The 25,427-nt window shown below is 63.6% G+C and carries 27 protein-coding genes; 21 read left to right on the forward strand and 6 right to left on the reverse strand.

Annotated features, from left to right (window positions below; genetic code table 11):
* Positions 1 to 10 precede the first annotated feature (10 nt).
* The 6 genes from ftsA (at position 11) to LZ518_RS00280 (ending at position 7,440) form a co-directional block, all read left to right on the forward strand.
* Positions 11 to 1,267: a cell division protein FtsA gene (ftsA, locus tag LZ518_RS00255; RefSeq protein WP_249914058.1), complete on the forward strand. Its 1,257-nt coding sequence runs from the start codon at positions 11 to 13 to the stop codon at positions 1,265 to 1,267.
* 24 nt (positions 1,268 to 1,291) lie between these two features.
* The gene (locus LZ518_RS00260; RefSeq protein WP_249914059.1) at positions 1,292 to 2,521 is read left to right on the forward strand and encodes an MFS transporter; all 1,230 of its coding nucleotides are present in this window, start codon (positions 1,292 to 1,294) and stop codon (positions 2,519 to 2,521) included.
* Between the two features lie 230 nt (positions 2,522 to 2,751).
* Positions 2,752 to 4,143 (forward strand): cell division protein FtsZ, encoded by a 1,392-nt coding sequence (ftsZ, locus tag LZ518_RS00265; protein WP_249914060.1) that lies wholly within the window; start codon positions 2,752 to 2,754, stop codon positions 4,141 to 4,143.
* A gap of 105 nt (positions 4,144 to 4,248) precedes the next feature.
* The gene (locus LZ518_RS00270; protein WP_249914061.1) at positions 4,249 to 5,853 is read left to right on the forward strand and encodes an SPOR domain-containing protein; all 1,605 of its coding nucleotides are present in this window, start codon (positions 4,249 to 4,251) and stop codon (positions 5,851 to 5,853) included.
* Entirely contained in the window at positions 5,850 to 7,010 is a 1,161-nt protein-coding gene (locus tag LZ518_RS00275; RefSeq protein WP_249914062.1) for a deoxyguanosinetriphosphate triphosphohydrolase, read from the forward strand. Before LZ518_RS00270 ends, LZ518_RS00275 begins: the two co-directional genes overlap by 4 nt.
* A gap of 64 nt (positions 7,011 to 7,074) precedes the next feature.
* Positions 7,075 to 7,440 (forward strand): hypothetical protein, encoded by a 366-nt coding sequence (locus LZ518_RS00280; RefSeq protein WP_249914063.1) that lies wholly within the window; start codon positions 7,075 to 7,077, stop codon positions 7,438 to 7,440.
* 2 nt (positions 7,441 to 7,442) lie between these two features.
* On the opposite strand, the gene LZ518_RS00285 is transcribed toward LZ518_RS00280, so the two are convergent.
* Positions 7,443 to 7,805, reverse strand: coding sequence for a hypothetical protein (locus LZ518_RS00285; protein ID WP_249914064.1), 363 nt, complete (start codon positions 7,803 to 7,805; stop codon positions 7,443 to 7,445).
* Positions 7,806 to 7,956: 151 nt separating this feature from the next.
* Here LZ518_RS00285 and LZ518_RS00290 point away from each other — a divergent pair, with 151 nt between their 5' ends.
* From LZ518_RS00290 to nagZ, 5 genes are all read left to right on the forward strand, one after another.
* The gene (locus tag LZ518_RS00290) at positions 7,957 to 8,511 is read left to right on the forward strand and encodes a D-Ala-D-Ala carboxypeptidase family metallohydrolase (RefSeq protein WP_249914065.1); all 555 of its coding nucleotides are present in this window, start codon (positions 7,957 to 7,959) and stop codon (positions 8,509 to 8,511) included.
* Positions 8,512 to 8,590: 79 nt separating this feature from the next.
* The gene (argS, locus tag LZ518_RS00295) at positions 8,591 to 10,324 is read left to right on the forward strand and encodes an arginine--tRNA ligase (RefSeq protein ID WP_249914066.1); all 1,734 of its coding nucleotides are present in this window, start codon (positions 8,591 to 8,593) and stop codon (positions 10,322 to 10,324) included.
* Positions 10,321 to 11,061, forward strand: coding sequence for an SPOR domain-containing protein (locus tag LZ518_RS00300; RefSeq protein ID WP_249914067.1), 741 nt, complete (start codon positions 10,321 to 10,323; stop codon positions 11,059 to 11,061). Before argS ends, LZ518_RS00300 begins: the two co-directional genes overlap by 4 nt.
* 114 nt (positions 11,062 to 11,175) lie before the next feature.
* Positions 11,176 to 11,853, forward strand: coding sequence for an SPOR domain-containing protein (locus LZ518_RS00305; protein ID WP_249914068.1), 678 nt, complete (start codon positions 11,176 to 11,178; stop codon positions 11,851 to 11,853).
* Entirely contained in the window at positions 11,853 to 12,860 is a 1,008-nt protein-coding gene (gene nagZ, locus LZ518_RS00310; protein ID WP_249914069.1) for a beta-N-acetylhexosaminidase, read from the forward strand. The genes LZ518_RS00305 and nagZ overlap by 1 nt, the downstream gene beginning before the upstream one ends.
* On the opposite strand, the gene LZ518_RS00315 is transcribed toward nagZ, so the two are convergent.
* Positions 12,857 to 13,975: a glycosyltransferase family 87 protein gene (locus tag LZ518_RS00315; protein WP_249914070.1), complete on the reverse strand. Its 1,119-nt coding sequence runs from the start codon at positions 13,973 to 13,975 to the stop codon at positions 12,857 to 12,859. The two genes, nagZ and LZ518_RS00315, sit on opposite strands and share 4 nt — an antisense overlap.
* Positions 13,976 to 14,093: 118 nt before the next feature.
* Between LZ518_RS00315 and LZ518_RS00320 the strand changes: the two genes are divergently transcribed.
* From LZ518_RS00320 to tatC, 5 genes are read left to right on the forward strand one after another with little or no spacing between them, the layout of a single operon-like run.
* The gene (locus LZ518_RS00320; RefSeq protein ID WP_249914071.1) at positions 14,094 to 14,855 is read left to right on the forward strand and encodes a segregation and condensation protein A; all 762 of its coding nucleotides are present in this window, start codon (positions 14,094 to 14,096) and stop codon (positions 14,853 to 14,855) included.
* A complete protein-coding gene (scpB, locus tag LZ518_RS00325) occupies positions 14,856 to 15,422 on the forward strand; it encodes an SMC-Scp complex subunit ScpB (RefSeq protein WP_249914072.1) in 567 nt (188 codons plus the stop codon).
* Positions 15,423 to 15,457: 35 nt separating this feature from the next.
* A complete protein-coding gene (locus LZ518_RS00330) occupies positions 15,458 to 15,706 on the forward strand; it encodes a twin-arginine translocase TatA/TatE family subunit (RefSeq protein ID WP_249914073.1) in 249 nt (82 codons plus the stop codon).
* Between the two features lie 17 nt (positions 15,707 to 15,723).
* Positions 15,724 to 16,095, forward strand: coding sequence for a Sec-independent protein translocase protein TatB (tatB, locus tag LZ518_RS00335; protein ID WP_249914074.1), 372 nt, complete (start codon positions 15,724 to 15,726; stop codon positions 16,093 to 16,095).
* Positions 16,092 to 16,973 carry a twin-arginine translocase subunit TatC gene (gene tatC / locus LZ518_RS00340; RefSeq protein ID WP_249914075.1) on the forward strand — a complete coding sequence of 294 codons (882 nt, stop codon included), beginning with the start codon at positions 16,092 to 16,094 and terminating at the stop codon, positions 16,971 to 16,973. The genes tatB and tatC overlap by 4 nt, the downstream gene beginning before the upstream one ends.
* 78 nt (positions 16,974 to 17,051) lie before the next feature.
* Here tatC and LZ518_RS00345 read toward each other — a convergent pair whose 3' ends face one another.
* Together LZ518_RS00345 and LZ518_RS00350 are read right to left on the reverse strand one after the other, a co-directional pair.
* The gene (locus tag LZ518_RS00345) at positions 17,052 to 18,590 is read right to left on the reverse strand and encodes a sensor histidine kinase (protein WP_249914076.1); all 1,539 of its coding nucleotides are present in this window, start codon (positions 18,588 to 18,590) and stop codon (positions 17,052 to 17,054) included.
* 27 nt (positions 18,591 to 18,617) lie between these two features.
* On the reverse strand, positions 18,618 to 18,845 hold the full coding sequence (locus LZ518_RS00350) for a NepR family anti-sigma factor (RefSeq protein WP_249914077.1): 228 nt from the start codon (positions 18,843 to 18,845) through the stop codon (positions 18,618 to 18,620).
* Between the two features lie 281 nt (positions 18,846 to 19,126).
* On the opposite strand from LZ518_RS00350, the gene LZ518_RS00355 reads away from it, so the two are divergent.
* The 3 genes from LZ518_RS00355 to LZ518_RS00365 all read left to right on the forward strand — a co-directional run bounded on the left by LZ518_RS00355 (position 19,127) and on the right by LZ518_RS00365 (position 20,882).
* Positions 19,127 to 19,927, forward strand: coding sequence for a response regulator (locus tag LZ518_RS00355; RefSeq protein WP_249914078.1), 801 nt, complete (start codon positions 19,127 to 19,129; stop codon positions 19,925 to 19,927).
* A gap of 95 nt (positions 19,928 to 20,022) precedes the next feature.
* Positions 20,023 to 20,163: a hypothetical protein gene (locus LZ518_RS00360; protein ID WP_249914079.1), complete on the forward strand. Its 141-nt coding sequence runs from the start codon at positions 20,023 to 20,025 to the stop codon at positions 20,161 to 20,163.
* A gap of 11 nt (positions 20,164 to 20,174) precedes the next feature.
* Complete coding sequence (locus LZ518_RS00365) at positions 20,175 to 20,882, forward strand: sigma-70 family RNA polymerase sigma factor (RefSeq protein ID WP_249914080.1); 708 nt, start codon at positions 20,175 to 20,177, stop codon at positions 20,880 to 20,882.
* 3 nt (positions 20,883 to 20,885) lie between these two features.
* Here the strand turns inward: LZ518_RS00365 and LZ518_RS00370 are convergent, their stop codons facing one another.
* The gene (locus LZ518_RS00370) at positions 20,886 to 21,062 is read right to left on the reverse strand and encodes a hypothetical protein (RefSeq protein WP_249914081.1); all 177 of its coding nucleotides are present in this window, start codon (positions 21,060 to 21,062) and stop codon (positions 20,886 to 20,888) included.
* Between the two features lie 67 nt (positions 21,063 to 21,129).
* On the opposite strand from LZ518_RS00370, the gene LZ518_RS00375 reads away from it, so the two are divergent.
* On the forward strand, positions 21,130 to 23,820 hold the full coding sequence (locus tag LZ518_RS00375) for a bifunctional [glutamine synthetase] adenylyltransferase/[glutamine synthetase]-adenylyl-L-tyrosine phosphorylase (protein ID WP_283938137.1): 2,691 nt from the start codon (positions 21,130 to 21,132) through the stop codon (positions 23,818 to 23,820).
* A complete protein-coding gene (locus tag LZ518_RS00380; protein WP_249914083.1) occupies positions 23,817 to 24,269 on the forward strand; it encodes a peroxiredoxin in 453 nt (150 codons plus the stop codon). Before LZ518_RS00375 ends, LZ518_RS00380 begins: the two co-directional genes overlap by 4 nt.
* Here the strand turns inward: LZ518_RS00380 and LZ518_RS00385 are convergent.
* Entirely contained in the window at positions 24,262 to 25,371 is a 1,110-nt protein-coding gene (locus LZ518_RS00385; protein WP_249914084.1) for a CDP-alcohol phosphatidyltransferase family protein, read from the reverse strand. The genes LZ518_RS00380 and LZ518_RS00385 overlap by 8 nt on opposite strands.
* Positions 25,372 to 25,427: the final 56 nt, after the last annotated feature.

The raw sequence follows: 25,427 nt of genomic DNA on the forward strand, positions 1-25,427 counted from the left end.
TAACAGCAGCATGGCCGCCAACAACGACCAACCCCTGATTGCCGCGCTCGACATCGGCTCGTCCAAAGTCAGCGCGCTGATCGTCACGCTCGACCCTGACGGGCGGCTGCGTGTGCTCGGCACCGGCCAGCGGGAGAGCCGCGGGGTCAAGCGTGGCTATGTCACCGACATGGAGGCAAGCGAGGTGGCGGTTCGCGAGGCTGTCGAGATCGCCGAGCGGATCAGCGGAGTGACGATCGACGATGTCTGGGCGAGCTTTGCCGCAGGCGGACTGGTCAGCGACATTGCCAATGTCGAGGTTGAGCTGGGCGGACACCAGGTCGAGCAATCCGACATCGACGAGCTGCTTGCCGTCGGCCGCGGGGCGATCGATCGCAACGGCCAGGTCGTGTTGCATGCCCATCCGGCGCTCTACACGATCGACGGAGTCGAAGGTGTAAATCATCCGATTGGCCTTCACGCCGACCGGCTGGGAGTCGATATCCATGTCGTCGCGGCCGACCCGGCGCCGCTCCGCAATATCGATTATGTGATCCGCTCGGCGCACCTCGGTGTGAAGGCGATCGTCGCTTCGCCGGTTGCGGCGGCAATGTCCTGCCTGACGCCCGAAGAGCGGGAGCTGGGCGTCGCGCTGGTCGAGATGGGCGCGGAGGTGACCAATGTCTCGCTTCACGCGGGTGGCATGCTTGTCGGCCTGCGCTCGATCCCGCTCGGAGCAAAGGACGTTACCGACGACATCGCCTGCGCTTTCGGAGTCCAACGGCGCGAGGCGGAACGGATGAAGTGCCGGTTCGGGTCGGCGATGACCTCCCCGCGCGATAATCATGAGATGGTCGAGGCAGCACCAATCGGCGGCGAGGACGGCGGCGAGCCGCTACGGATCACCCATGCCCAGCTGATCACCGTGATCCGCCAACGGACCGAGCAGATCACCAACGAGATTGAGGCGGCGCTGAAGGGCCTCGGTTTCTCCGGGCCGGTCGGGCGGCAGGTCGTGCTGACCGGCGGCGGCGCCGAACTTAAGAATATCGCAGACTATATGCAGGGCGTGCTCGGCCGAGCAGTGCGTGTCGGACGCCCAAGGACGATTACGGGGTTGCCGGAAGCGCATAGCGGCCCGGCATTTTCGACCCTGGTCGGGCTGGCGATGCTGGCCGGTGCAGGGAGCGGCGACATTCGCGACCTGGCGATGGGCGCCGCGCGCGAGCGCAAGCCGGCAACCGGTATGGTCGGCCGCCTGATTGCAGCAATGCGAGGTGGCTTCTAGAGTCTCGAAACGCGGGGGGCATCGATGGCGACGGTTGCGACTACAACGGCACGGCCGGCTACCCTGGCGCTAGTCCTGCTGATCGGCCTGGCGATCCTCCTCAACTATATCGACCGGGGGGCAATCGCGATCGCTTCGCCGGTGCTCAAACCGGAACTCGGCCTTAGCAACACCGAATATGGCTATGCGGTGTCGGCCTTCTTCTGGACTTATGTGCCGATCCAATTCTTCATCGGCTGGGCCTGCGACCGCTGGTGTGTCTACCGGCTGATCGCCATCGGCATCGCCGTCTGGGCGCTTAGCACGCTGGCCATGGGCCTGGTGGGCGGCCTGCTGTCGCTGGTCATATTTCGGCTGTTTCTCGGTCTTGGGGAAAGCATCACTTTTCCCGGAGCGTCTAAAGTTATCGCCCGCCACGTCGCGCCTGAAAATAGGGGGCTGGCAAATAGTGTTGTGGCAGCGGGGATCGCGCTGGGTCCGGTGGTTGGCACGTTTGCCGGTGGATTGATGGTCGCATCCTATGGGTGGCGGCCAATGTTCGTGGTTTTCGGCCTGATCACCCTGTTGTGGGTTATTCCCTGGCTGCTGACAGCCCGGCGATTGCCGACCTTTGCCCCGGCCGGCCGCGAACCGCCGGTGCCGATAAGGATCACCGCCCGAACCAAGGAGGTATGGGCGATGGGCATCGGCCATTTCGGCGCGACCTACCCGCTCTACTTCATCATTATCTGGGTGCCGCTGTACCTGACCAAGACGCGCGGCTTTTCAATCACCGACATGACCTACCTGGCGACGCTCGGCTTCATTGCGCAGGCGTTGAGCGCTGTCGGGCAAGGCTGGCTGTCCGATCGATTGGTCCGCGCCGGCCGCGACGAGGCCCTGGTCCGACGAACGCTGATGGTCGGCGGCAACGTGATGATGGCGGTATCGATCCTGGCGCTGATGCAAGCGGAGGACGCAGCAACGATCGGCTTATGGCTGGTCATATTCGGCGCGGCGGCGGCAACCGGCGGGGTGAACCTATACGCCATCGCCCAGATATTCGCCGGCCCGCGGGCGTCGGGTACGTTCATCGGCATTCAGAACGGCCTCGGCAACGTACCCGGGATCATCATGCCGATCGTCACCGGCCTGATCATCGACTGGACGGGTTCCTATGACAACGCCTTCAAGTTGACGGCAGCTGTCTGCGCGGCAGCGGCGCTTTGGTGGCTAATCGGCGTCCCCAAGATCCGCCGAGTAATTCCGGACTAATATTAACGTTAACGGCGAGTAGCCGCATGGCCGGCATGCCCCCAGCATGCTGGAACGGCTGTTGGATTTTCTTGCCTGTCCCATATTGAATCATGGTGAGTCTATAGGGGCACAATCCACGAGTTTTTTCGTTGTCCGTTAACTTTTCCGCTTGTCGCGAGACTCGCAATGATTCATGGATTCTCGTTGACGGTTCAACGCGCTAGCAGCGCAGGGGGAGGGGTTAGTCCATGAGCATTGATTTCATCCGGCCGGAAGTTGACGAACTTCGCCCGAGGATCAGTGTCATTGGTGTCGGAGGCGCCGGCGGCAACGCAATCGCCAACATGATCCGCTCCGACGTCCAGGGCGTCGAGTTCCTGGTCGCCAATACCGACGCGCAGGCGCTCAATGCGTCGGCTGCCGACCGCCGCATCCAGCTTGGGCTCAAGATTACCCAGGGGTTGGGCGCGGGCTCGCGCCCCGAGATCGGCCGCGCCGCAGCCGAAGAGACGCTCGACGAGATTGAGCGGATGCTCGACGGTGCGCACATGTGCTTCATCGCAGCCGGCATGGGCGGCGGTACCGGGACCGGCGCCGCTCCGGTGATCGCCAAGGCCGCGCGCGACAAGGGCATCCTGACCGTCGGCGTGGTGACTAAACCGTTCGCCTTCGAAGGCGCCCGCCGCGGCCGTGCCGCCGAGTCCGGCATCGAAGAGCTGCAAAAGCATGTCGATACGCTAATCGTCATCCCCAACCAGAATCTGTTCCGCCTTGCCACTTCGGAAACGACCTTCAAGGAAGCGTTCGAGATGGCCGACGAGGTACTGCAGCAGGGCGTTCGCGGGATCACCGACCTGATGGTCATGCCCGGCTTGATCAACCTCGATTTCGCCGACGTCCGTTCGGTGATGGGCGAAATGGGCAAGGCAATGATGGGAACCGGCGAGGCGTCGGGCGACAATCGCGCGATCGAGGCCGCCGAAAAGGCGATCTCCAACCCGTTGCTCGACGGAGTCAGCATGAAGGGCGCCAAGGGCGTCATCATTTCGATCACCGGTGGCGAGGACATGCGTTTGATGGAAGTCGACGAGGCTGCCAGCCATATCAAGGAGCTGGTCGACCCCGACGCCAACATTATTTGGGGATCGGCGTTCAATAACGACCTTGGCGGCAAGATCCGCGTATCGGTGGTTGCCACGGGCATCGAGGCCGAGGCTCTCGTCCAGCCGACCCAGGGCAAGGTATTCACCTTCCCGACCGCGAGCCGGCCAGCGGCAACACCGGCCGCGGAGCCGGCCCCGGCGCCGATCGCCACCACCAGCGCTCCGCAGGATGAGGAAGAGCCGCTCGACCTTGGTGAGGACGAAGAGGTGACTGACGAGCTGCTTCTCGACAGCGAGGACATCCTCGCCGACCCAGTCCTGGGGACGCCGATCGCTCCGCCGGTAGACGAGGAAGAGATTGCGGAAATCGATGCGGACGAGATCAAGCCCGCCGCCGCGTCCGGAACGTTATTCGAGCGGATGTCGAACATCGCCAGGGGCGCGGCCCAGGCCAAAATCGATGAAGAGCCGACGCCGGGCTTCCGCCGCGAACCGCTCGACATCCCGCGCTTCCTCAATCGGCAGAATAATCAGTAACCACGGTTAAGCTGCGGCCCGGTTTGTCGCCGGGCCGCAACGTTCCGTCGCGCCGGCCCTTTCCATGACAGCTTTGCGAAAGCTTGGAGCCAGCATGAGAATAACATGCTGAAACGAGCTTTGGTGAATGCCTCAGTGGCCGCGCTGCTAATTGCCGGAACCTGCGTAACTTCATCCCCCGCAATTGCCCAGGCTGCCGCCGAGACCGCGGCGGACGCACTGTCGCGCAACATTCGCGTGCTGGCGGCATCCCCGCGCGACTTCAATGCATTGATCGGCGCCGGCAAGGCCGCGCTTGAGCTGGGCGACGTCCAGGCCGCTGCCGGCTTCTTCGGCCGGGCCGAAGAGGTCAATCCAAACGCCGCGGCGGCCAAGGTCGGGCTGGGCGCGGCGATGGCGCATATGGGCGACGCCGACGGCGCGATCTTCTACTTCAACCAGGCAAGCCGGCTTGGTGCTCAACCGATGGTGATGGCCGCCGATCGCGGCATGGCGCATGACCTGCAGGGCGACCTCAAGGCGGCTCAGGCGGACTATCGGTTGGCGATTGCATCGCTCGGGTCCGACGAGGCTCGCCGGCGGCTGGCGCTGAGCCTGGCGATCGGCCGCGACCGCAAGGGGGCGCTGGACACGATCCAGCCGCTGCTCAACCGGCGCGATGCGGCGGCTCAACGCACGCGGGCGTTCGTGCTGGCTCTGGTCGGCGACCAGATTGCCGCGGCGGAAGCGATCGAGGCAGTGATGCCGGGCGGGTCGGCCCGGTTCGCGCCCTTCTTCCGGTACCTTCCCAACCTCAGCACCACCGAAAAAGCTGCGGCGGTCCACCTCGGTATCTTCCCGGAAAATCCCGAAGAGCGAGTGGCGCTGGCGCAGGCCTCCAACAGCACCCCGGAACTTCCGGCCGCGCTGCGGGCCAACCAGCCTACCGTGTCGGTGCGTGGCCCGGCCGCGGACAGCGGCCGACCTTTGAGCCCGCCGGTTACGAAGCCGCAGCAGCCGGTCAAGCTGGCGTCGGCCGATCCGCCGCCGGTGAAAGCCGCACCTTCGCCAGCTTTCACGCTGCCGTCAGACAGGGTTGCCACGGCCTCCCCGTCTTTTAGCCTGCCGTCGGCCAATGGCGCCGCGCCGACGGCAATCAACCAGGCGCCTGTCGAGACCAAGGCGAAACCGGCCCAGCCCGAACCTCAGTTGGCCGCCGGGGAGGAAAGCGCTGCCGAAAGCAATTTGACCGGGATCGACAAGCTGCTGGCGACACTGGCGGAGGCGCCTCCCGCGCCTGAGCCGAAAGTGGAACCAAAGAAGCCGGCTGCCACCGCCTCCAACGACAAGGCAGTCAAGGCGGCCGCTGCCAAGAAAGCAGCCGAGAAGAAGGCGCGCGAGGAGAAGCTGGCCGCGGAAAAGAAGGCCAAGGAGGAGGCTGCCAGGCTCGGCGTTGCCGGAACCCATTGGGTCCAGCTGGCGGGTGGGTCCAACCAGGACCGCATGGCGATCGAATATCGGAAGCTGTCGGCCAAGGCCGGCAAGCTGCTCAAGTCGCGCGCTGGCTATGTCACCGGCGGCAAGGACTATTTCCGCCTGCTGGTCGGCCCGTTCGACAGCAAGAGCGAGTCCCAGGCGTTCGTCAACAAGCTTGAAAAGGAAGGCGTCGACGGCTTTAGCTGGACCCGCACACCGGCAAAGATCAAGATCGAGAAACTCTCCAAGACATGACCCTCCCCAAGGCCCTCGCCGCGCAGCCATCGCAATCGCGCGGACGGGCCTTCGCCGAGGAGGACCGGGCGCCGCGTGGGCCGCGAGACCTGTTCCAGCGCGACCGCGACCGAATCGTCCACTCCGTCGCCTTCCGTCGCCTGCGGCACAAGACGCAGGTGTTCGTCGCGCCCGACGGCGACCATTTCAGGGTCCGCCTGACCCATTCGATCGAAGTGGCGCAAATCGGGCGGACCATGGCCCGTGCGCTGGGGTTGAACGAGGATCTGACAGAAGCCCTGTGCCTGGCCCACGACCTGGGCCACCCGCCGTTTGGCCATGGCGGCGAGGAAGCGCTCGACGAAGCGCTGACCGACGCCGGCGGGTTCGACCATAATGGCCATACGCTGCGGCTCGTGACCTGCCTCGAAAATCCATATCCGGGGTTCGACGGCCTCAACCTGACTTGGGAGACGCTTGAGGGGCTGGCCAAGCATAATGGGCCGGTCGCCAAGCCCAAATGGGCGATGGCTGAAGCAAATGCGGCAGTCGACCTGGAACTTGGCAGCTGGCCCAGCCTGGAAGCGCAGGTTGCGGCGATCGCGGACGATATCGCTTACGACAATCATGACATCGACGACGGGTTGAGATCCGGCATCCTCAATCTCGACGCGCTGGTCAGCGAGCCGTTTGTCGCGCGTCACTGGGCCGACATCGAGCTGCGCCATCCCGGACTGGACCGGGGGAAGAAGCTGAAGGCACTGGTTCGCGACGGAATCGGATCGATGGTTGGCGACGTGCTGGAAGAAACCCGGCTTAGGGTGGTCGAATCGGGGGTCGAGACGATCGACGACATCCGCAATGCCGGACGTTCGCTAGTCGGCTTTTCGGCGCGGTTGGAGGACGAGGAGCGCAGCCTCAAGCGCCACCTTTATGCCAATCTTTACGATAGCGACGCCCTTCGGCCCATCCGCATCGAGGCGCAGCGGATCGTTGGCGACCTCGCGCAATTCTACCGCGATCATTCATCCGCCTTGCCAGCGGGCTGGCAGCGCGCGGAGGGAGAAGAGCAGCGGCTTCGGGGGATCGGCGACTATCTGGCGGGAATGACCGATCGCTTCGCAATTGCCCGCCACCAGGAACTCGTCGGACCGGTCAATCTACCTGACCGATTCTAACCTGTGCGCCATTGACTCTCCGGGTCGGTTTGGCTCCTTGATGAAGGCGAGGGGAGATTATTAGGTGGGTAAGCCTGTGCGTCCAAAACTCTCATGGTGGTATCTGGCTGCCAATGCGGTGGCGTTGGCCGGAATGTGGGCCTTTCTGGAAGATATCATCAAGGCGGACTGGGTTGCCTGGCTGTTGCCGCCCTTGTTCATGATCGCCTTCTTCGCGGTGTTGTGGCGGCTCAAATCGGGTAGCTTCGCGCGCGACCTGTCGTGGTTCTTGGCGCTGCTGGTGGTGGCGTTCGTGTCGATTTACGATGTGCTCGACCTGATCCTTGATCCGCTGATCCGGTCAGACTTGCTGATTGCGGCGGCGGCGCTGGTCGTGCTGGTCGGCATTTGGATGTCGTTGTCGGCGGTGATCGCGGTCGAAGAAGGCTGAGTTCAGCGCAACCAGGGATCGAAGTATCGGTCTTTTTTGCCGAAATCGGTAGTTTCGAATGACATGGCGGCGAAGCCATCGCCGTCGAGTGGCGTGAACACAGTGCCGTAAATGGAACGATAGCCGCCCGTGCCGAGTGTAACCCCGACCTCGCCGTGAACCTGGACCGGTTGAGACCCAAGCTCCTCGGCCGTCGGAGCGACATGCTCGCGCTTGCGGGCAGCCGCGGCCTCCAGCACCTTCTCCTTCTCTTCGTCCGACAGTCGGATTTCGGAAGGTAGCGGTGCGGACTGTTCGGGCGCGGCCGTTGCGACCGCTGGCGTCAGCAGCGCCGCAGCGAGGAACAGGCTTCGGATGAGGTGCATCGATAGTCCCCTACGCCACTGGAGATGCGCCCGGCAAGCTGTCGCGGCGGTGAACCGATGAACGCTTAGAATGGGCGCCTTGCCTCAACAGACTCCCAATCCACGTTAAATTTGGGTTATACGGAGCGCTGAGCGTGAAAAGGGGCAAGTCATGGTGCGAGCGGGGATCGCATTGATGGTGCTGGCTTTCGCGACGGCTCCTGCCGCCGCGGAGACCAATTGGGGCATCCGCGAACTTGGGAAGCCGGTCCAGCCGGCCAAGCCCGTCCAGTGGGGCAAGCTGAAGACGGCCAGTAGTGAACCTTTGCCCGCGGGCACCTGGGCGATGGAGCAACCTGCCGGCCGCGCGGTCGACATGGGCAGCGTCAGGCAAATCGGCTCGCAATGGGGCCAGGTGACAAGCACTTACCGCAGTCCCGAACATAACCGGCGCGTCGGCGGCGTCGCTAACAGTTATCATCTCCGCGGCAGGGCAATTGATATTGCGCGGCGTCCAGGCATCGCTCACTGGCAGATCGCGGCGGCCTATCGCACCGCGGGCTATTCCCTCGCGGAGTCGCTCGATGAGGGCGATCACAGCCATTTCGCCTTCGGGCCGCCCAAGCATAATCGCGCGCCGCAAGCGCAGATGGTGGCGGTCGCATCTGGCGAGAAGACCGAATGGCGGATCGTCTACGCGCCGCCGTCGTCGGCCGGCGGCAACTAGGGCTTTTATTTCCTAAAGTTGGCGAAGTGGCCATGAACCGCTAGAGCGCGCCGGATTCCTATTCGTTCGGTGAGCCAAATTGTCCCTATACGCCCGCTATTCCGCGCTGCTCGACGGCATTCTCGATGAATTGACCGACGCCGGCCAGCTGCCAGCCGGACTGAACCGCAAGTCGGTGGCGGTCGAGCCGCCGCGCGATCCGTCGCACGGCGACCTTGCGACTAATGCGGCGATGGTGCTGGCCAAGGGCGCCGGGACCAATCCGCGCGCGTTGGCGGAAGCGATCAAGCCGAAGCTCGAGGCGTTGCCCAGCGTTACCTCGGTCGAAATTGCCGGACCGGGATTCATCAATCTGCGCCTGGCAGACTCCAGCTGGCGCGATGAACTGGTGACGATCCTGTCGGAAGGCGACGAATATGGCCTATCGGACGTCGGCAACAATGAGCGGGTCAACGTCGAATATGTGTCGGCCAACCCGACCGGGCCGATGCATATGGGACATTGCCGCGGCGCGGTAGTTGGCGACGCGCTGGCCCGGCTGCTCGAGGCGGCGGGATTCCGGGTAACCAAGGAATATTATGTCAACGATGCCGGCTCGCAGGTCGATACGCTCGCCCGGTCGGCGCACCTCCGCTACCGCGAGGCGCTTGGCGAGGACATTGGCGAGATTCCCGAAGGTCTTTATCCGGGCGACTATCTAAAGCCGGTCGGGGTTTTGCTGGCGGGCGAATTCGGCGCCAGGTTCGTCGATGCGCCGGAAGCCGAATGGCTCGAGCAGTTCAAGGCCAAGACGGTTGCGGCGATGATCGAGCTCATCAGGCACGACCTTGGCCTGCTCAACATTCATCACGACATTTTTGCATCGGAAGCCGCGCTCCAGGCGTCGGGCAAAGTCGAACAGGCGATGGACAATCTCCGCGCCAAGGGGCTGGTCTATGAAGGGCAGCTGGAGCGGCCCAAAAGCCTTGATGAGCATGACGATTGGGAGCCGGTCGAGCTGACGCTGTTCAGGTCGAGCCAGTTCGGTGACGACCAGGACCGGCCGATGAAAAAGTCGGACGGATCATGGACCTATTTCGGCGCCGATGCCGCCTATCATTTGCAGAAGACCGAGAATGCCGACCATCTGGTCAACATCTGGGGCGCCGACCATGCCGGAACCGTCAAGCGGGTCCAGGCAGCGGTCACTGCGCTGACTGACGGCCGCGTCGACCTGGACGTCAAGATCATCCAGATGGTCAAGCTGCTCCGGGCCGGCGAGCCGATCAAGATGAGCAAGCGTGCCGGCAATTTCGTTACGCTGGCCGATGTTGTGCGCGAAGTCGGCAAGGATGTGGTCCGCTTCATGATGCTGACCAAGCGCGCTGACACGCCGCTCGATTTCGACTTCGCCAAGGTGGTCGAGGCGTCAAAGGACAATCCGGTATTCTACGTCCAATATGCCCATGCCCGGATCTGTTCGCTTAAGCGCAAGGCAGCCGAAGCCGGCGTTTCGCTCGGTAGCGAGGCAAATTTGTCTCTGCTCGACAGTGAAGAATTGGCACTGGTCAAGCTTGCCGCACAATATCCAAGGACGGTCGAGAGCGCGGCCATGGCCCATGAGCCTCACCGGATCGCCTTTTATCTCTATGACTTGGCGGCCGCTTTTCATGCGCTGTGGAATCGTGGAAACGACGATCCGGAGCGCCGCTTTCTCCTTGAAAATAATCCACAAATTTCTCGTAGCCGGCTGGAACTGGCGCAAGGAATTGGGCAGATTATCAGGAACGGCCTGGACCTGATGGGCGTGGAGGCCGCCGAGGAGATGCGATGATGGCCGATGCGGGGGTGGCACGGGATCCGGGACGACTGCCCTGGCTCGAACCCTACCGCGCGCCGCCACGCAAGACCTCGAACCGCAGCGCCGGCATGGCCGCGGCAATTGGTGCCATCGGGCTGGTGGCGGTCGTGACCCTGCTGATGCGCGATGTCTCGCTTTTTCCGACGGAGGAGCCAGCGGCGCCACAAGCCATTGTAGTGCTTCCGGCACCGGTCGAGATGCAGCCGCAAGTGGTCTTGCCGGCACTGTCCGCACCGCAACCGGTGATTGTTCCGGCGGCGCAGGCACCTGCCCCAGTACGTCGGACCAGGGCCAAGGTGCAGCGGCGGATCAAGGCGGTCCCGACTAGCGCCGCCTATCGCGAGGTTGTCGCCGAGCAAGCCGGAGAAGCGGCCGAGATCGAGCCCGTGACGTCGGATGCTGCCTCCGCAATCGCCGCGCTGCCGCCGCTGGCTGACCCGCTGCGGCCGACGGTCGACCCGACCGCCCAGGTGGTTCGCGGCAAGACCGTGCAACTGGGCGTATACAAGAGTCAGGGGCAGGCGGAAGCCGCGTGGCGAAGCGCCGTTCGCGACTATACCTACCTGGTAACCATGCCGAAGAGCATCGAGCCGATCTCGATCCGGTCGAAACGGTTCTACCGCCTGCAGCTCGGCACGCCTTCGAAGAAGCATGCGAAGCAGCTGTGCAGCAACCTGAAGTCGATCGGCCGTAGCTGCACGGTGGCCTAGCCTCCTCTCTCCCAAGGGGAATAGAGGATCGGTTGGAAAAATCTTCCCGGCCCCCTCCCATCTTAGCCGCGCGGCCCCTAGGATGCGCGAAGAGCGAGGGGAGAAGAGGAAAAGATGAGCGACGCGCAGGCATATGACGACCAGTCACTGCCCTGGCTGGAGGCTGTCGAGAATGAGGACGGTCCACGCGCCATCTCCGCCCGTAAGATGCTGGTCGCTTTGTTGCTGGTGCTGCTGGCCGGAGCGATCGTTGCCGGTACGATGTTCTGGATCGGCCGGCAAAACCCGGATGTGGGCGGCGCTCCCGAACTGATCCGAGCCGATCCCGGACCCTACAAGGTCAAGCCAAGCGACCCAGGCGGGCTCGACGTCGCAGGGGACAGCGAGACGGCCTATTCGACCAGCGCCGGAGAGGATCCGGATTCGGCACTCGATACGCGCAAGCTGCCGGAAGAAATGACGCCGTTGGCCGTCGAGACACCGCAGGCTGCGACGCCGCCCAAGCCGAAGGAACCGCCCAAGCCGGCGGCCAGTGCACCCGCTTCCGCTGCGGGGCCGTCGGGCCCGAAGATCCAGCTCGGCGCCTACGCCTCGACGGTAAAGGCCGACACCGCATGGAAGCTGCTTTCCGACCGCTTCCCGGAGGTGGCCGCGCTCAACAAGGCGGTGGAGACAGCGACGGTCGGCGGCAAGTCGGTTTATCGGCTGCGCGCATCGGGGTCGTCCGACCAGACCAAGGCAGCCTGCACCGCGCTGAAGGCGGCGGGCGAGAGCTGCCTACCGGTGAATTGATGCAGGCGGTCATCTACGGTCTCGCGGGCATGCAATTATTGGCGGAAGAGCGGGATTTTTTTCGCGATGCCAAGCCAGCGGGCTATATTTTGTTCAAGCGAAATATTGAGTCGCGAGAACAATTGCGCGCCCTGACAAATGAGCTTCGCGACCTTGAAGGTCATGACGAGGTGCCGATCCTGATCGACCAGGAGGGCGGGCGGGTAGCGCGGATGCGTCCCCCGGAATGGCCGGCCTTCCCGAGCGGCGAAATGTTCGACCGCCTCTACCAGCTGGCACCGTCGAGCGCGATCGAGGCTGCACGGGTCAACGCCCGGGCGCTGGGGCTGATGCTGAACGAGGTCGGGGTCAATATCGACTGCTTGCCGATGCTCGATGTCCGCCAGCCGGGCGCGACCGACATTGTCGGCGACCGGGCCCTGGGATCGGAACCGATGCAAGTCGCGGCGCTCGGCAGGGCGATCCTCGACGGGCTGGCGAGTGCAGGCGCATTAGGCGTGATCAAGCATATCCCCGGCCATGGCCGGGCGCTGGTCGACAGCCACCACGAGCTGCCGATCGTCGAGGCCAGCGAGGAGGAGCTGGCAATCGACCTCGAGCCGTTCGAACGGCTGCGCGACGCGGCGATGGGGATGACCAGCCATTTGCTTTACACCGCATGGGACAAGGAGCACCCGGCGTCACAATCGCCGTTCGTCATCCACGAAATCATCCGCCAGCGGATCGGCTTCGACGGTTTCCTGATGAGCGACGATATCGGCATGGAAGCGCTTGGCGGCGATCATGGGTCGCGCGCGGCCGCCTGCGTTGCCGCGGGCTGCGATGTGGCGCTGCATTGCGACGGAAAGATGGAGAATATGCTGCTGGTTGCCAAGGCGGTCGGCGAGATTTCGCCGGATGGCGCGGCGCGGTTGGCGCGGGCGATGGCGATGCGCTTCACGCCCGACGACGAAATGGATTTTGCCGAGGCGCTCGCTAAGCGCGATGCGCTGCTGGCGCTGGTTTAGCCGGCCGATTGCCCAGCGAGATCGCGGCGCCAGACACGAAGCTGGACCCAAAGCCCGGCAAGCAATACCAGCGGCACGCAATGTGTGGCGACGAGGTTGGGCGCCGAAAACGCCAGCATCGCAACAATTCGTTCGGCCCAGTCCAGCTCGGCCCAATGGGCGTAGAGAATGATTGCAAATCCGATGCTGACCAACGCCATGTCATAGCCGAAGCTATAGGGGAGGACGAGAAAGGTCGCGGTAGCAACGGGGAATGCCAGGTCACTTAGGCTTGCAGCCCGGAACTGCCACAAGATCAGCAACGCGGCGATGGCGACGGCCGCTTGCGCCAGCCATTCGAGGCCCGTGTGGCGGAGCGCGACATAGGCCGAAGGCATGACGTTGAAATAGGCGGCGTCGAACCCCGTCCGCAGGACCAGCGCCTGGGTTTTCAGGCCTTCGTGCAGGAAGGCGGACCCCAGGCCGAATATCCATTCCGACACCAGCAAAAGGAGGACCGTCACCGCCAGTGCGATGAAGATTTGGCGAAACCGTTTCTTTACCGCCATTGCCGCCGCCAAGAGGATGCCGAGATGCGGCTTCATCGTGAGGAAGCCAGCGGCGACGCCCGATCCGCGCATAGCGAACAGAAAGAGGGCCGACGTAACGAGCCCGAATTGGCCATAGGGTATCCTTGCCAGCGAAGGCACGAGGAGCACGAGCCAGGGGCTGAAGGGAACGAAGGGCTTTGACGCGCGGTAGAGTAGAATCGACCCTCCGGCGGCCCAGACAAAGAGCGCTATCGGATAAGGCAAGAAGGCCAGCATTGCGCCCAGAAGGAGGGTATGCGGGGGATAGGAGTAATTCTGGAATGCCGTCGCGCCGAAGCCGCGAATGGCTTCGCGATAGGCAGCGTTATCGTAAACGTTCAGGCCATCCAGCGCGAGCTTTCCACCAAACCATTGATTGGAAAAATCCCTTCCCCACAACATTCCGGCCCGCGAGACGAAATGGCCGTCGAGGGCCAAAATGTCGGCGTAACTGAACAGCAGCCAGGGGAGGGCGTTAATGCCGAACAGCAAGATCCAGACGATTCTTGGGATCCTGCCGGGCCCGACACGCACAAACTCGCTCAATGCGCCCCCTTAATTTCATTGACCGCGTCAACTTAACGAGCTTCTGGCCTCGCGCAACTCAGCGAAATTCCCGGCCGATGATAGTTGGATTCTCGCCATCTTCGGCTAATCTCCATCCATGGGGGATGAGGAACAACTGTTCATTGCGCCGGTACGCGACGACGATGCGCTGAACCTGAGCCTCGACGGCTGGGAGGGGCCGCTCGACCTGCTTTTGAACCTGGCGCGGCAACAGAAGGTCGATCTCCACCAAATCTCGATCCTGGCGCTAGTCGAGCAATATCTTGCCTATATCGAGGGCGCCCGGACGCTGCGGCTGGAGATTGCCGCCGATTATCTCGTGATGGCCGCGTGGCTGGCCTACCTCAAGAGCTGCCTATTGCTGCCGAAGGATCCGACGGTCGATCCGTCGCCGGAAGAATTGGCGCTCAGGCTTCAGCTCAGGCTGCAGCGGCTGGATGCGATGCGCGATGCCGGTGCCCGGCTGATGGGCCGCGACCGCCTGGGCCGCGACGTGTTTGGCCGCGGCGCGCCAGAGGGCCTGAAACTGGTGCGCAGGTCGGCATGGCAGGCGACAGCTTTCGACCTTTATGCTGCCTACGGCCGCGTCAAGGCGCGCACCGCGCCGGCAATGCATGTCGTCGCCCACCGCGCGGTGATGACGCTTGAGGATGCGATTCAGCGAGTGGCGGCGTTGATCGGCCAGGCGCTCGACTGGACCACGCTGGAGGCGTTCCTGCCGGCGACGGCCGATCCGCAGTATCGCAAGTCGGCGTTGGCCAGCAGCTTCGTCGCCGCGCTGGAGCTCGCGCGGCAGGGCCGGCTCGAGCTTGAGCAGGACGGCGCGTTCGCCGAGCTGCTGGTGCGTAGGGCGGCCTAAATGGACGAATTCATCCGGGCGGTCGAAGCGGCAGTGTTCGCCAGTGACGAGCCGCTGACGGTAGAGGACATTGCCGCCTATGCCGGGGAGGGCGACGTCCCGGCCGCGCTTCGGACCTTGGCCGAGCGCTACGCCGGACATGGGGTCGAGTTGGTCGAGCGCGGCGAGCGCTGGCATTTTCAGACCGCGCCGGACCTTGCCCATATTCTTCGACGGACGCGGGAGGACTCGCGCCGCCTGTCGCGAGCGGCGACCGAGACGCTGGCAATCATTGCCTATCATGAGCCGGTCAGCCGCGCGGAGATCGAGGCAATCCGCGGCGTGCAGATCAGCAAGGGCACGCTCGACGTGCTGATGGAGGCTGGCTGGGTCAAGACGGCAGGGCGGCGCGAGGCACCGGGGCGGCCACTGCTTTACGCGACGACGCCCGATTTCCTGACCCACTTCGGGCTTGGATCGCGGCGCGACCTTCCCGGGATCGACGACCTGAAGGCCGCCGGCCTGCTCGACCCCCTCGAAGAAAGCTTGTTTCAGCTTCAGCTAGAAACTGACGGCGAAGAAGACTAACTAGGCGTCAAATTTCCCCTTACCGGAGTTCCCTCATGGGCGGTTTCAGCATTTGGCATATCCTGATCTTGGCGGTCCTCGTCCTGCTGCTTTTCGGTGGCAATCGCTTCTCGGCGATGATGGGCGACGTCGCCAAGGGGCTCAAAAGTTTCAAGCAGGGACTCAGCGACGAAGACAAGCCGGCCGAGCCCAAGCAGATCCCGCCTCAGCAGCCGATCGACGTCACGCCGCGCGCGGCCGAGCCGACGGCGCCGCCGCCGGCTGACGACCAGACGCGCGGCTAAGCGCCGCACGCTCGCCGATGTTCGGCGTCGACACTTCCGAGCTGCTAGTCGTGGCAGTGGTGGCCCTATTGTTCATCGGGCCCAAGGAACTGCCGCGGGTGATGATGAAGGTCGGTCGGTGGATCGGCCAGTTGCGCGGCTATGCCCGCCATTTCACGGCCGGGATCGAGAATGTAATCCGCGAGGCCGAGCTCGAGGAAATGGAAAAGAAGTGGCGTGAGGAGAACGAGCGGATCCTCGCCGAATTTCCGGCCGACCGGCTCTACCCCGAGCCGGTACCGGTGATGACCGAGCTGCCGCCCGAAGGCGAGCAGCCCGATTTGCCGCTCGAGGCGCCGGCCGCGCCCGACGATGATCCGACCCCACCCGAAGAGCGTCCGCTGCCATGATCAGCGATATCGACGATACCAAGGCGCCGCTGCTGGACCATCTGATCGAGCTGAGGCGACGGCTGCTATGGTGCGTTGCGACGCTGCTCGGCGGATTCTTCATCTGCCTCTATTTCGCCAAGCCGATCTTCGCCGTACTGGTCCAGCCGCTACTCGCCGCGGGCCAGGGCAAGCTCATCTACACTGACATCTTCGAGGCGTTCTTCGTCGAGGTGAAGGTCGCCTTCTTTGCCGCGCTGATGATCAGTTTCCCGGTGCTGGCGACGCAGATCTGGAGGTTCGTCGCGCCAGGTCTCTACGCCAAGGAAAAGAAGGCGTTCCTGCCCTTCCTGCTGATGACGCCCTTTTTCTTCATTGCCGGGGCCAGCTTTGCCTATTTCGTGGCGATGCCCTGGGCATTGAAGTTCCTGCTTGGGTTCGAGGGCAATGTAGGCGGAGTGACGCAAGAGGCGCTTCCGGCGATTGGCAACTATCTGAATTTCGTCACCCGCTTCCTGTTCGGGTTCGGCGTCGCCTTCCTGACGCCGGTGCTGCTGATGGTGCTGGAGCGTGCAGGGATAGTCACCCGCGAGCAGCTGGCCAAGTCGCGTCGCTACGCGATCGTCGTCGCCGCGGCGGCGTCGGCGGTGCTGACTCCGCCCGACGTCGTGTCGATGCTGCTGCTGCTGGTGCCGCTTTACGCGCTGTACGAGTTTGCCATTCTCGCCATCCGCATCACCCATTGGCGTGCGGCCAGGCGGGCACAGGCGACTTCGGTTGCTGCTGATGAAAATGTGGGCCCGAATACGCCACCGGGGGGGGGGAGGGTTGGCGAATCCGGGCCCATTTCGTCGGATAGCGAGAGCGGGGGGGCAAAAGGTCACTATCCAAAGGCTTAAACGTCCCTTTTTCCCCGTCGGTTCCCGCTCAGGAAAAATTTATTTGGCGGTTCGTCGCATTCTGCGGTGGTGCGCCGGTCAAGCGTTCGGAAATACCGGCAAAGTGACGGCATAACGCCCAAGTTTTCGGTCGAGCGGGGAACGCAGCTGCCGGGCCAGGCCTTCGACAATCCGCTCGAACTGGTTCTTGGCGACATCGTCGGGATCGCCTTCCGGCACCAGCACCGATGAGGCGATGGCCAGCGTCGCGGTCAGTTCGTCATCCCGGTCGAGGCTGATTTCCACCACGTCGTCGGGATGACGGAGCATGGCGAATTCGACAATTTCGGTGATCAGGAAGGCGGCCGCCACCGCGACATCCTGGGTGGTCGACGGCGCATCCAGGCTGAGCTCGATCCGCATGGCTCGCGCCTCGACCGGGGCGCTGGAACGAAGGTCGGCAGCAAGCTCCGTAATCAGCGGACGCAGGGCGATGCCGCGATTTTCCTCAAGCTCGGCATAATGATGGCGGTGGACCACGGACAGCGCATCGACTCGTCGGCCGATGGCAGAATATGCCGCCTTGGCCTCCGGCTTGGCGGCACTGCGTCCGTGAATGCTGAGCAGCGAAGCCACGACCTGGAGGTTGTTCTTGACCCGGTGATGGACCTCGCGAACCAGCCTGCGCTGCCCATCCAATGCGTCGAGGGCCTCGCGCTCGGCACCTTCGATCCGGCCCACCGCCCGTTCAAAGGCGTTCGACAAATCCTGGATTTCGGATGCCACGCCATATTTGCTCGGAAGCTCCAGCCCTCCCGCGTCAGGCTCATATTCGATCACCGCGCGCTGCAAGCGGGCCAAGGGCGCTAGCAGCAGCCGCCGCACCAGCAGCCAGCTGAGCAGGGTTGCAGCCACCCACATCAGCAAGGGCAGAAGCATCACCAGCAAGTCGATGAGGGTGGTTCGCTCGATCATGGTGACCGCTCGAAGCTGAAGCTGGCCCCGGCCGATTTCATATCGCCGGTCAAGTGCCTGGTCGCGTTCCCCAGTCACTGAAGGAGGTGCGATTATCTCCATCGTATGGGCACTGTCGCCGATGGTCAGGACCTTGAGCCCGTCAGTCACGTCATCCGCCGCCTTGCGAAGCTCATCGCGTGTCAGGACGCCTGTTGCATTCCCGCCGATCAGGCCGACGCGATAGACCAGCAGATTCTGGGGCGAGACCCACATGCGGATATCGCCTGGCGCGACGAGCAGGTCGTTTCGTTCCGGCCTATACTGGCCGATCGAGCAGACCGTCAGCCCATCCGGGTCGCGGATGCGGAATTGCCGGGCCACGGTAGGCGCGATCGCCAACGATCGGGCGGACACCGCGCACGGATCGGTGGCGCCCGATGCCAGAGCGCCATTGGCGGCTATGCGAAGTGCCAGGGCGTTGCGCGCAATCAGGCTTTCAACGGCCTGATAGGCGGCCGACGCCTGCTGATCGGCGCGCTGGACCAGCGCGCTATTCGTTTCCCGAATATTTTGCTGGGTAACCCAGGCAAGGACGAGTCCGAGCGGCAGCAGCGCCGCGGTCAGGAATAGCAGGAGGATGGCGCCAGTCGGCCAGCGATGGAAAATGGACCGGCGTTCCATCAGGCAGCAGCGGTCCCGGCGCCCTTGTCAGTCCAGCTTGCGCAGCAGGTCGAGAAAATCGCGCGGCACTTCCTCGCGCAGCATGTCGTCATAGACCGTGCGAAGCGCCCGCCCGACCGTTCCCGAACGGTCCTTGCGAGTTTTCCTGTCGAGACTAGCGGGTTTTGAAGAACCGCGGCCGCCGCTGGCTTTTGTGCTCCCACTCAAACTCTCGTCCCCCTCGAGCGCAAGCAAATGCGCCGGATCCTTCCACATTGAACACGCGGCGCACAGCCATCCGCCACCCCGGAGGTACTGGGGGAGGCAAACGCACCTATCGGCCACGCGCGCCGTTCGTCAATCGGCCTGCACAACACAGTGCCGAATTGGGAGAGGAAACCAAATCGCCCATGCTTTGTTCCACCTCACGCAAACTGGGGCGAAGGGTGTTGCGCTACTGTAACGGCGCGATCCAATGGTCGACAGGGTTGCACCAATGAGGCGTCCCGCCCAAAACGGGCGCGAAACGATCGAAGGATCAAGGGGAGTCACCATTTATGTCGCTGGGCCAGGAACTCGCTCCGCATCTTCCATTTCTCCGCCGCTATGCGCGCGCCCTAACCGGCAGTCAGCAGCATGGCGATGCGTTCGTTCGCGCGGCGCTGGAAACCATCGTCGCCAAACCCGATGAATTTCCGCGCGATGTCGATCCCAGGTTGGGACTCTACCGCACCTTCCATGCCATCTGGTCGACCGCCAATGTCGAGGAGGGCGAGGAGCCTTCGTTCGAGCTCGGCGGCGCCGAGGGCATCGCCCAGGCGCGGCTGTCGCGGATCACCCCTTTGTCGCGCCAGGCACTGCTGTTGACCAGCCTGGAAGGTTTCTCGCGGGAGGATGCCGGCTATCTCATCGATGCATCTTCCAACGACGTCGACAGCCTGGTCGCCGAGGCGATGGCCGAGATTGAGCGCCAGACCCACGCGGATGTGCTGATCATCGAGGATGAGCCGATCATCGCGATGGATATTGAATCGATCGTTCGTGACCTCGGTCACAACGTTACCGGCGTGGCCGTGACCCGCGACGAAGCGATCGTCCAGGCACGCAAGGCACCGCCGGGTCTGGTGCTGGCCGACATTCAGCTTGCCGACGACAGCAGCGGCATCGACGCGGTGAAGGATATTTTGTCGGAATTTTCGGTGCCGGTAATTTTCATCACCGCCTTCCCGGAACGGCTGCTGACCGGAACCCGGCCCGAGCCGACGTTTCTCATCACCAAGCCGTTCCAGCGGTCGACCGTCAAGGCAGCGATCAGCCAGGCGCTTTTTTTCGACGCAGCGACGGTCCCCGCCGCCTGATTTCAGGGCAAACCGGAGGTCTCCCTGAAATCGTCAGGGAACAGGCCGTGGCGCTGCGTCGTTACGGCTGAAACGATTTCCTGACAGGGGTACACATGACCAACGGTTCGCCGGAACATCTGACGACCACCGAAGCACGGGCCGGAACAACGCCCCACGTGACGCGCGTGGTGCTTGGCGTGAGCTTGCTGCTCGTCATCGCGATATTCGCGCTGATATTGTTCATCGCGCGGTGACATCTACATTTATGTGTAACAACGATGCTTATGATGAGGCGGGTTCGGACAAAGCCGCCGAGGTCCAGACGGGGCGGAATTCTGTGAGCGACGACGACGATCAAGAATTGGAAGCCGAACGCCCCGAGCCGGTGCCGCTGCCGGATGACGAGTTCAAGGAACAGTTGGGCCAGGTCATCCCGCACCTCAGGGCATTTGGCCGGTCGCTATCGGGAAGCCGCGATTTGGCCGACGATTTGGTGCAGGAGACGCTTCTCAAGGCGTGGGCGGCCCGAAAGCGATTCCAGGCGGGGACCAACATGCGCGCCTGGACCTTCATCATCCTTCGCAACCTCTTCCTGAGCCAGATGCGCCGCGCCCGATTCAAGGGCGAATGGGATGACATCACCGCCGCCAAGATTCTCGCGGCCCCGGCCAGCCAGGACAAGCATGTCGAGCTTGGCGACATGCAGCGCGCGCTGCTGCACTTGCCGCAACCGCAGCGCGAGGCGCTGATCCTGGTTGGGGCGGGCGGGTTCGCCTATGAGGAGGCCGCCGACATCTGCGGCTGCGCGGTCGGCACGATCAAAAGCCGGGTTGCGCGCGGGCGGGTGGCGCTGGAGGCGCTGCTTAGTGGTGGCAAATTGCCGTCTCGCCGGCAGCACAAGACCGACCCCGACAAATCGGCGCTTCAGGAGATTATGAACGAGGTCGACGAGCTTAGCCGCGATCGCGGCTGATCGTCACCGGAGCTTGGCAAGCAATTCTTCGAACTTGCGGGCAGTCTCGTCCGCCTCCGGCTCGAAGACGCGCCTAAGCGCTGCCGCCAGGGCGGCCTGTGTCGGGGTCATTTCGGTCCAGATCGCACTATAGCTCTTCGAACCATTTGCCCTCGTCGCAATGGGACGTTCGACATTCATATGTATGTCAAATGCTTGAATCGCCCAGCGGTTTCGCGACTCGTCGAAATCGGCCAAGAACTGTCGCATGGTGGTGACACAAATTGCGGCGAACCGAAGCGACGCCCTGAAGCGGGCGGAAAACCATGCGCCGTTCTTGCGCTCCGCAATGGCCGCTTTCCCGGATCTCGTCAGCGGCTTCGCGGCAGAAGGCAGCGATGCGGCTGTCGCCAAGGCGCTGGAGATGCCGGGCGAAACCGTCGGCGAGCGACTGCGGCGGCGGCGGCACGCATTGGCGTTGGCAGTGGCATTGGCCGACCTCAGCGGCGAACAACCGCTTGAATGGGTCACGGCCAAGCTGTCCGATTTCGCCGATGCGGCAATGGACGAAGCGCTGCGTACGGCAATGCTGGAACGGATGCCGGAGGACGAGCCGCGCGGGCTCGCCATCCTGGCGCTGGGCAAGCTTGGCAGCCGCGAACTCAACTATTCGTCGGATGTCGACCTGGTCATGCTGTTCGACCCGGAGACCCTGCCGCGGCGGCCGCGGGACGAGCCTGGCGAGGCGGCGGTGCGCTATGGCCGGCGGTTCATCGAGCTGATGCAGCAGCGGACCCATGACGGCTATGTCGCCCGCGTTGACATGCGCCTGAGGCCGTCGCCAGAAGTCACGCCCATTGCACTGCCGGTCGATGCCGCGATCAGCTATTATGAAAGCTCGGCCCTGCCGTGGGAAAGGGCGGCCTTTATTCGTGCCCGGGCGGCAGCCGGCGATATTCGGCTCGGCCAACAATTTCTGGGGGAGATCAAGCCATTCATCTGGCGCCGGGCGCTGGATTTTGGCGCGATTCAGGAGATCCGCGACATCTCGCTCAGGATCCGCGATCACTATGCTCAGGGACAGGCATTCGGTCCCGGGTTCGATCTGAAGCGCGGGCGGGGCGGGATTCGCGAGGCGGAGTTTTTCACGCAGGTACAGCAGCTTATTCATGGCGGTCGCGAGCCAGAGCTGCGTGCGCCGGCGACGCTCGACGCATTGGACGTGCTTTCCAAATCCGGGCGGCTGGAAGCGGATGTGGCCGGAGCGCTCGCGGATGCCTATCGCGCCCTCCGTACCGTCGAGCATCGCGTCCAGATGATCGAAGATCGGCAGGAACATCGCCTGCCAAGCGATCCTGCTGCACTCGAGGCCGTGGCACAATTGGACGGTAGGGGCGGCGCCGAGGAATTGCTGGCGATGCTGGCGCCGCGGGTCGAGGCGGTCGGCGTCCAGTTCGACGGCCTGGTGTCCGACCGGGAGGAGCGCTTATCCAACGACCCCGATATCCTTCGCCGCGAGCTAGGCGAAATGGGCTTCAAGGAGGTCGATGAGGCGTTCCGGCGGGTAAGTGACTGGCGGTCGGGCCGAGCGCGGTCGCTGCGATCTCCGGCGGCCCTGTCGGCGTTCGAGTCGATGCTTCCGACACTGATGAAGGCGGTCGCTGCGGGCCCCGACCCGATCAGCGCGCTCAACCGGTTCGGCGATATCATCGACAAATTATCAAGCGGCGTGAATTTATATCGGCTGCTCGGGGCGCGGCCGAAGCTGGCCGACCTGTTAGCGCTGATCCTTACCCATGCACCGCCATTGGCCGAGCAACTCGGCCGGCGGCCAACCCTGCTCGACGGGCTGATCGATGAATCCAGTTTTGCGCCGCCGCCCGATGCCGGGGCCCTCGCCGATCGGTTCCTCAAGGCGGTTCGTGACGAACCTTTCGACCTGGCGCTCGACCGCATCCGCCGGATGGTCGGCGAACGGCGCTTCGCGCTTGGCGTGCAATTGCTGGCAGCGCATCGCGACCCGATCGTCATCGCCGAAGGCTATAGCGACCTCGCCGAAGCGGCGATCGTCGCCCTGTCGGAAGTCGTAACTCAGGAGTTTGAAAAGACTCATGGCCGCGTGCCCGGCGGGGAACTGGTGGTTCTCGGCCTAGGCCGGCTCGGCGGGCGCGCTTTGACCCATGCCAGCGACCTCGACCTCATCTATTTGTTCGATGCGCCCGACGGCGCCCAGTCGGACGGAGCCAAGGCGCTTCCGGCAACCGACTATTATAATCGCCTGGCCAGCCGCATTGGCGCGGCGCTGGGCACCCCGACCGCCGCCGGGCCTCTGTATGATGTCGATACGCGTCTTCGTCCGCAGGGCGCGCAGGGCATGCTGGCGGTCAGCATGGCGGCGTTCGACCATTACCAGCGTCATGAGGCCTGGACCTGGGAGCATATGGCGTTGTGCCGTGCCCGGCCTCTGACCGGATCCGAGGAAATCAAGGCAAACGTCAGGAAACGGATCTGCGATATACTGAGAGCGCCGGCCGACCCGGTGAAGGTCCGCGCGGATGCGGTCGCGATGCGTGAGGAAATGGCGCGGCACAAGCCTCCGGCCGGCGCGCTCGACATCAAGTTAGGCGAGGGCGGCCTGGTCGATTTGGAATTTGCGGTCCACACGCTTCAGCTCACCACCCATGTCGGGCTCGACCCGCGGCTTGAGGTGGCGCTCGAGGCGCTGGTGCAGGCAGGACGGGTCGATGCGGGCGCGGACCCCGACCTCAGGCTGCTGTCGCGCTTGCTGGTGGTCCTGCGGCTGGTTGGCACCAAGGCGATGGAACCGGCTGAACAGTCGCGAACGCTGGTGGCCTCGCTGTGTGGATTTGAGGATTGGGCATCCCTGCTTGCGGCGGTCGACGTGGCGCGGCAGAGGGTCGCTGCGCGCTGGGCGGCAGTCAAAGGGAGTGATTCATGATCAATGAAGGCGACAAGGTTCCGGCACTGAAGACCAAGCTGTCCGACGGGACCGAGCTCGACCTGTCATCGCCCGGCCGTCCGCTAGTGCTTTACTTCTATCCCAAGGACGACACGTCGGGCTGCACTCGCGAAGCCCAGGATTTCACCTCACTGGCCGGCAATTTCGCCAAAGCCGGGGTGCAGGTGGTTGGCCTGTCGCGCGACCCGATGAAGAAGCACGACAAGTTCATCGCCAAATATGAGCTGAAGGTGCCGCTCGCCTCGGACGAGGACGGAGCGATCAGCGATGCCTTCGGCACGTGGGTCGAAAAGTCGATGTACGGCCGCAAATATATGGGGATGGAGCGATCGACTTTTTTGATCGGCAAGGATGGGCGGGTGGCCAAGGCCTGGCGCAAGGTCAAAGTGCCGAACCATGCGGCCGAGGTGCTGAAGGCGGTTAGCTAAGCCAGGAACGAATCTCGACGCCTTTGGACCGCCGCAGCTCGGCCTGGGCCAGCCGGACGGCGTGGAACGCCAGTGACAGCATCGTCCAGGTCGCTACGGCGACGATACCGATGTCGGGCCGGCTGAACAGCATGGCGACGAACAGGATCACCATGTTCGGGTTGCGCCGGGCTCCGATCAGCCGGAAGTCCGAGTCCAGCCGATGCCAGACATGAACGTGGAATCCGTGGCGCTTGATGAACCCGCGCTCGATGAGCCTGTCGACGACGTAGCCCAGCACAAGCGCCGTCAAGGTGAGAGTCAGTACTGGGCGGGAAAGCGCTAGATTCCAGCTGATTAGGCCATATACCCAAGCCGCCCACCAGAACGGTGGATGGATCAGGTCGATCCGATGGTCGAACCGGCTGCCGGCCTTGGTCGACGTGATGGTGCAGCGGGCAAGCTTTCCGTCGACGGTGTCGAGCACCATGAAAACGAGCGCGAAAGCCATTCCGAGCCAGTAGCTGCCAAACCAGAAGCAGAGGGTGGCAGCGATGCAGTTCGCAAGACCGATGGCAGTGACCAGGTTGGGCGGCATCCCGAGCGACGCGGCGATACGGGTCAGAACCAGCGCCCATTCCGGCCAGAGATATTTGGTGAGCAGGTCGGTGACGCCCTTGTAGGCGCCGAAATAGGTTTCGCGCTCGACCGCTCTAACGGTCGACGGATCGAGCCGCATCACTGTCGGGTGGACGCGCTTGCGCAGGCCTCGGTTATAGAGCGTGAATCGGTCGTCGATAGCGACCCGCTGGATCGAGAGATCGGCCGGCATCGGCTCTCCCCGCATCGCGGTCTCGACCGGCTCGCGTTGGGCCGGGTCGGCAAGTTTGGCGAGTATCGGGATGCCGTCGCGGACCAGCAGCATCGGCGGTTGCTCCTGCGCATAGGCCAGCAGCAATGGGTCGACGATATAGTCGTCGTTGGCGAGGATCAGCCCCTCCGTGCCAGGCTTGGCCGAAGGCGCCAGGATGGTGCGCGAAATTCGCCGCGTCCTTTCCCGGTTGGTCATTCCCCAGATGGACGTCGGATTGGCGCCGACAGAGATGACATCGACCATCAACATGCCTTTGAAAATGCGGCGGTTGCGTAGGCGGTGAAAACGCCATTTGCAATCGCCGC

Origin of the sequence: Sphingomonas brevis, assembly GCF_023516505.1 — a bacterium.
In the GTDB taxonomy this organism is placed as follows: domain Bacteria; phylum Pseudomonadota; class Alphaproteobacteria; order Sphingomonadales; family Sphingomonadaceae; genus Sphingomicrobium; species Sphingomicrobium breve.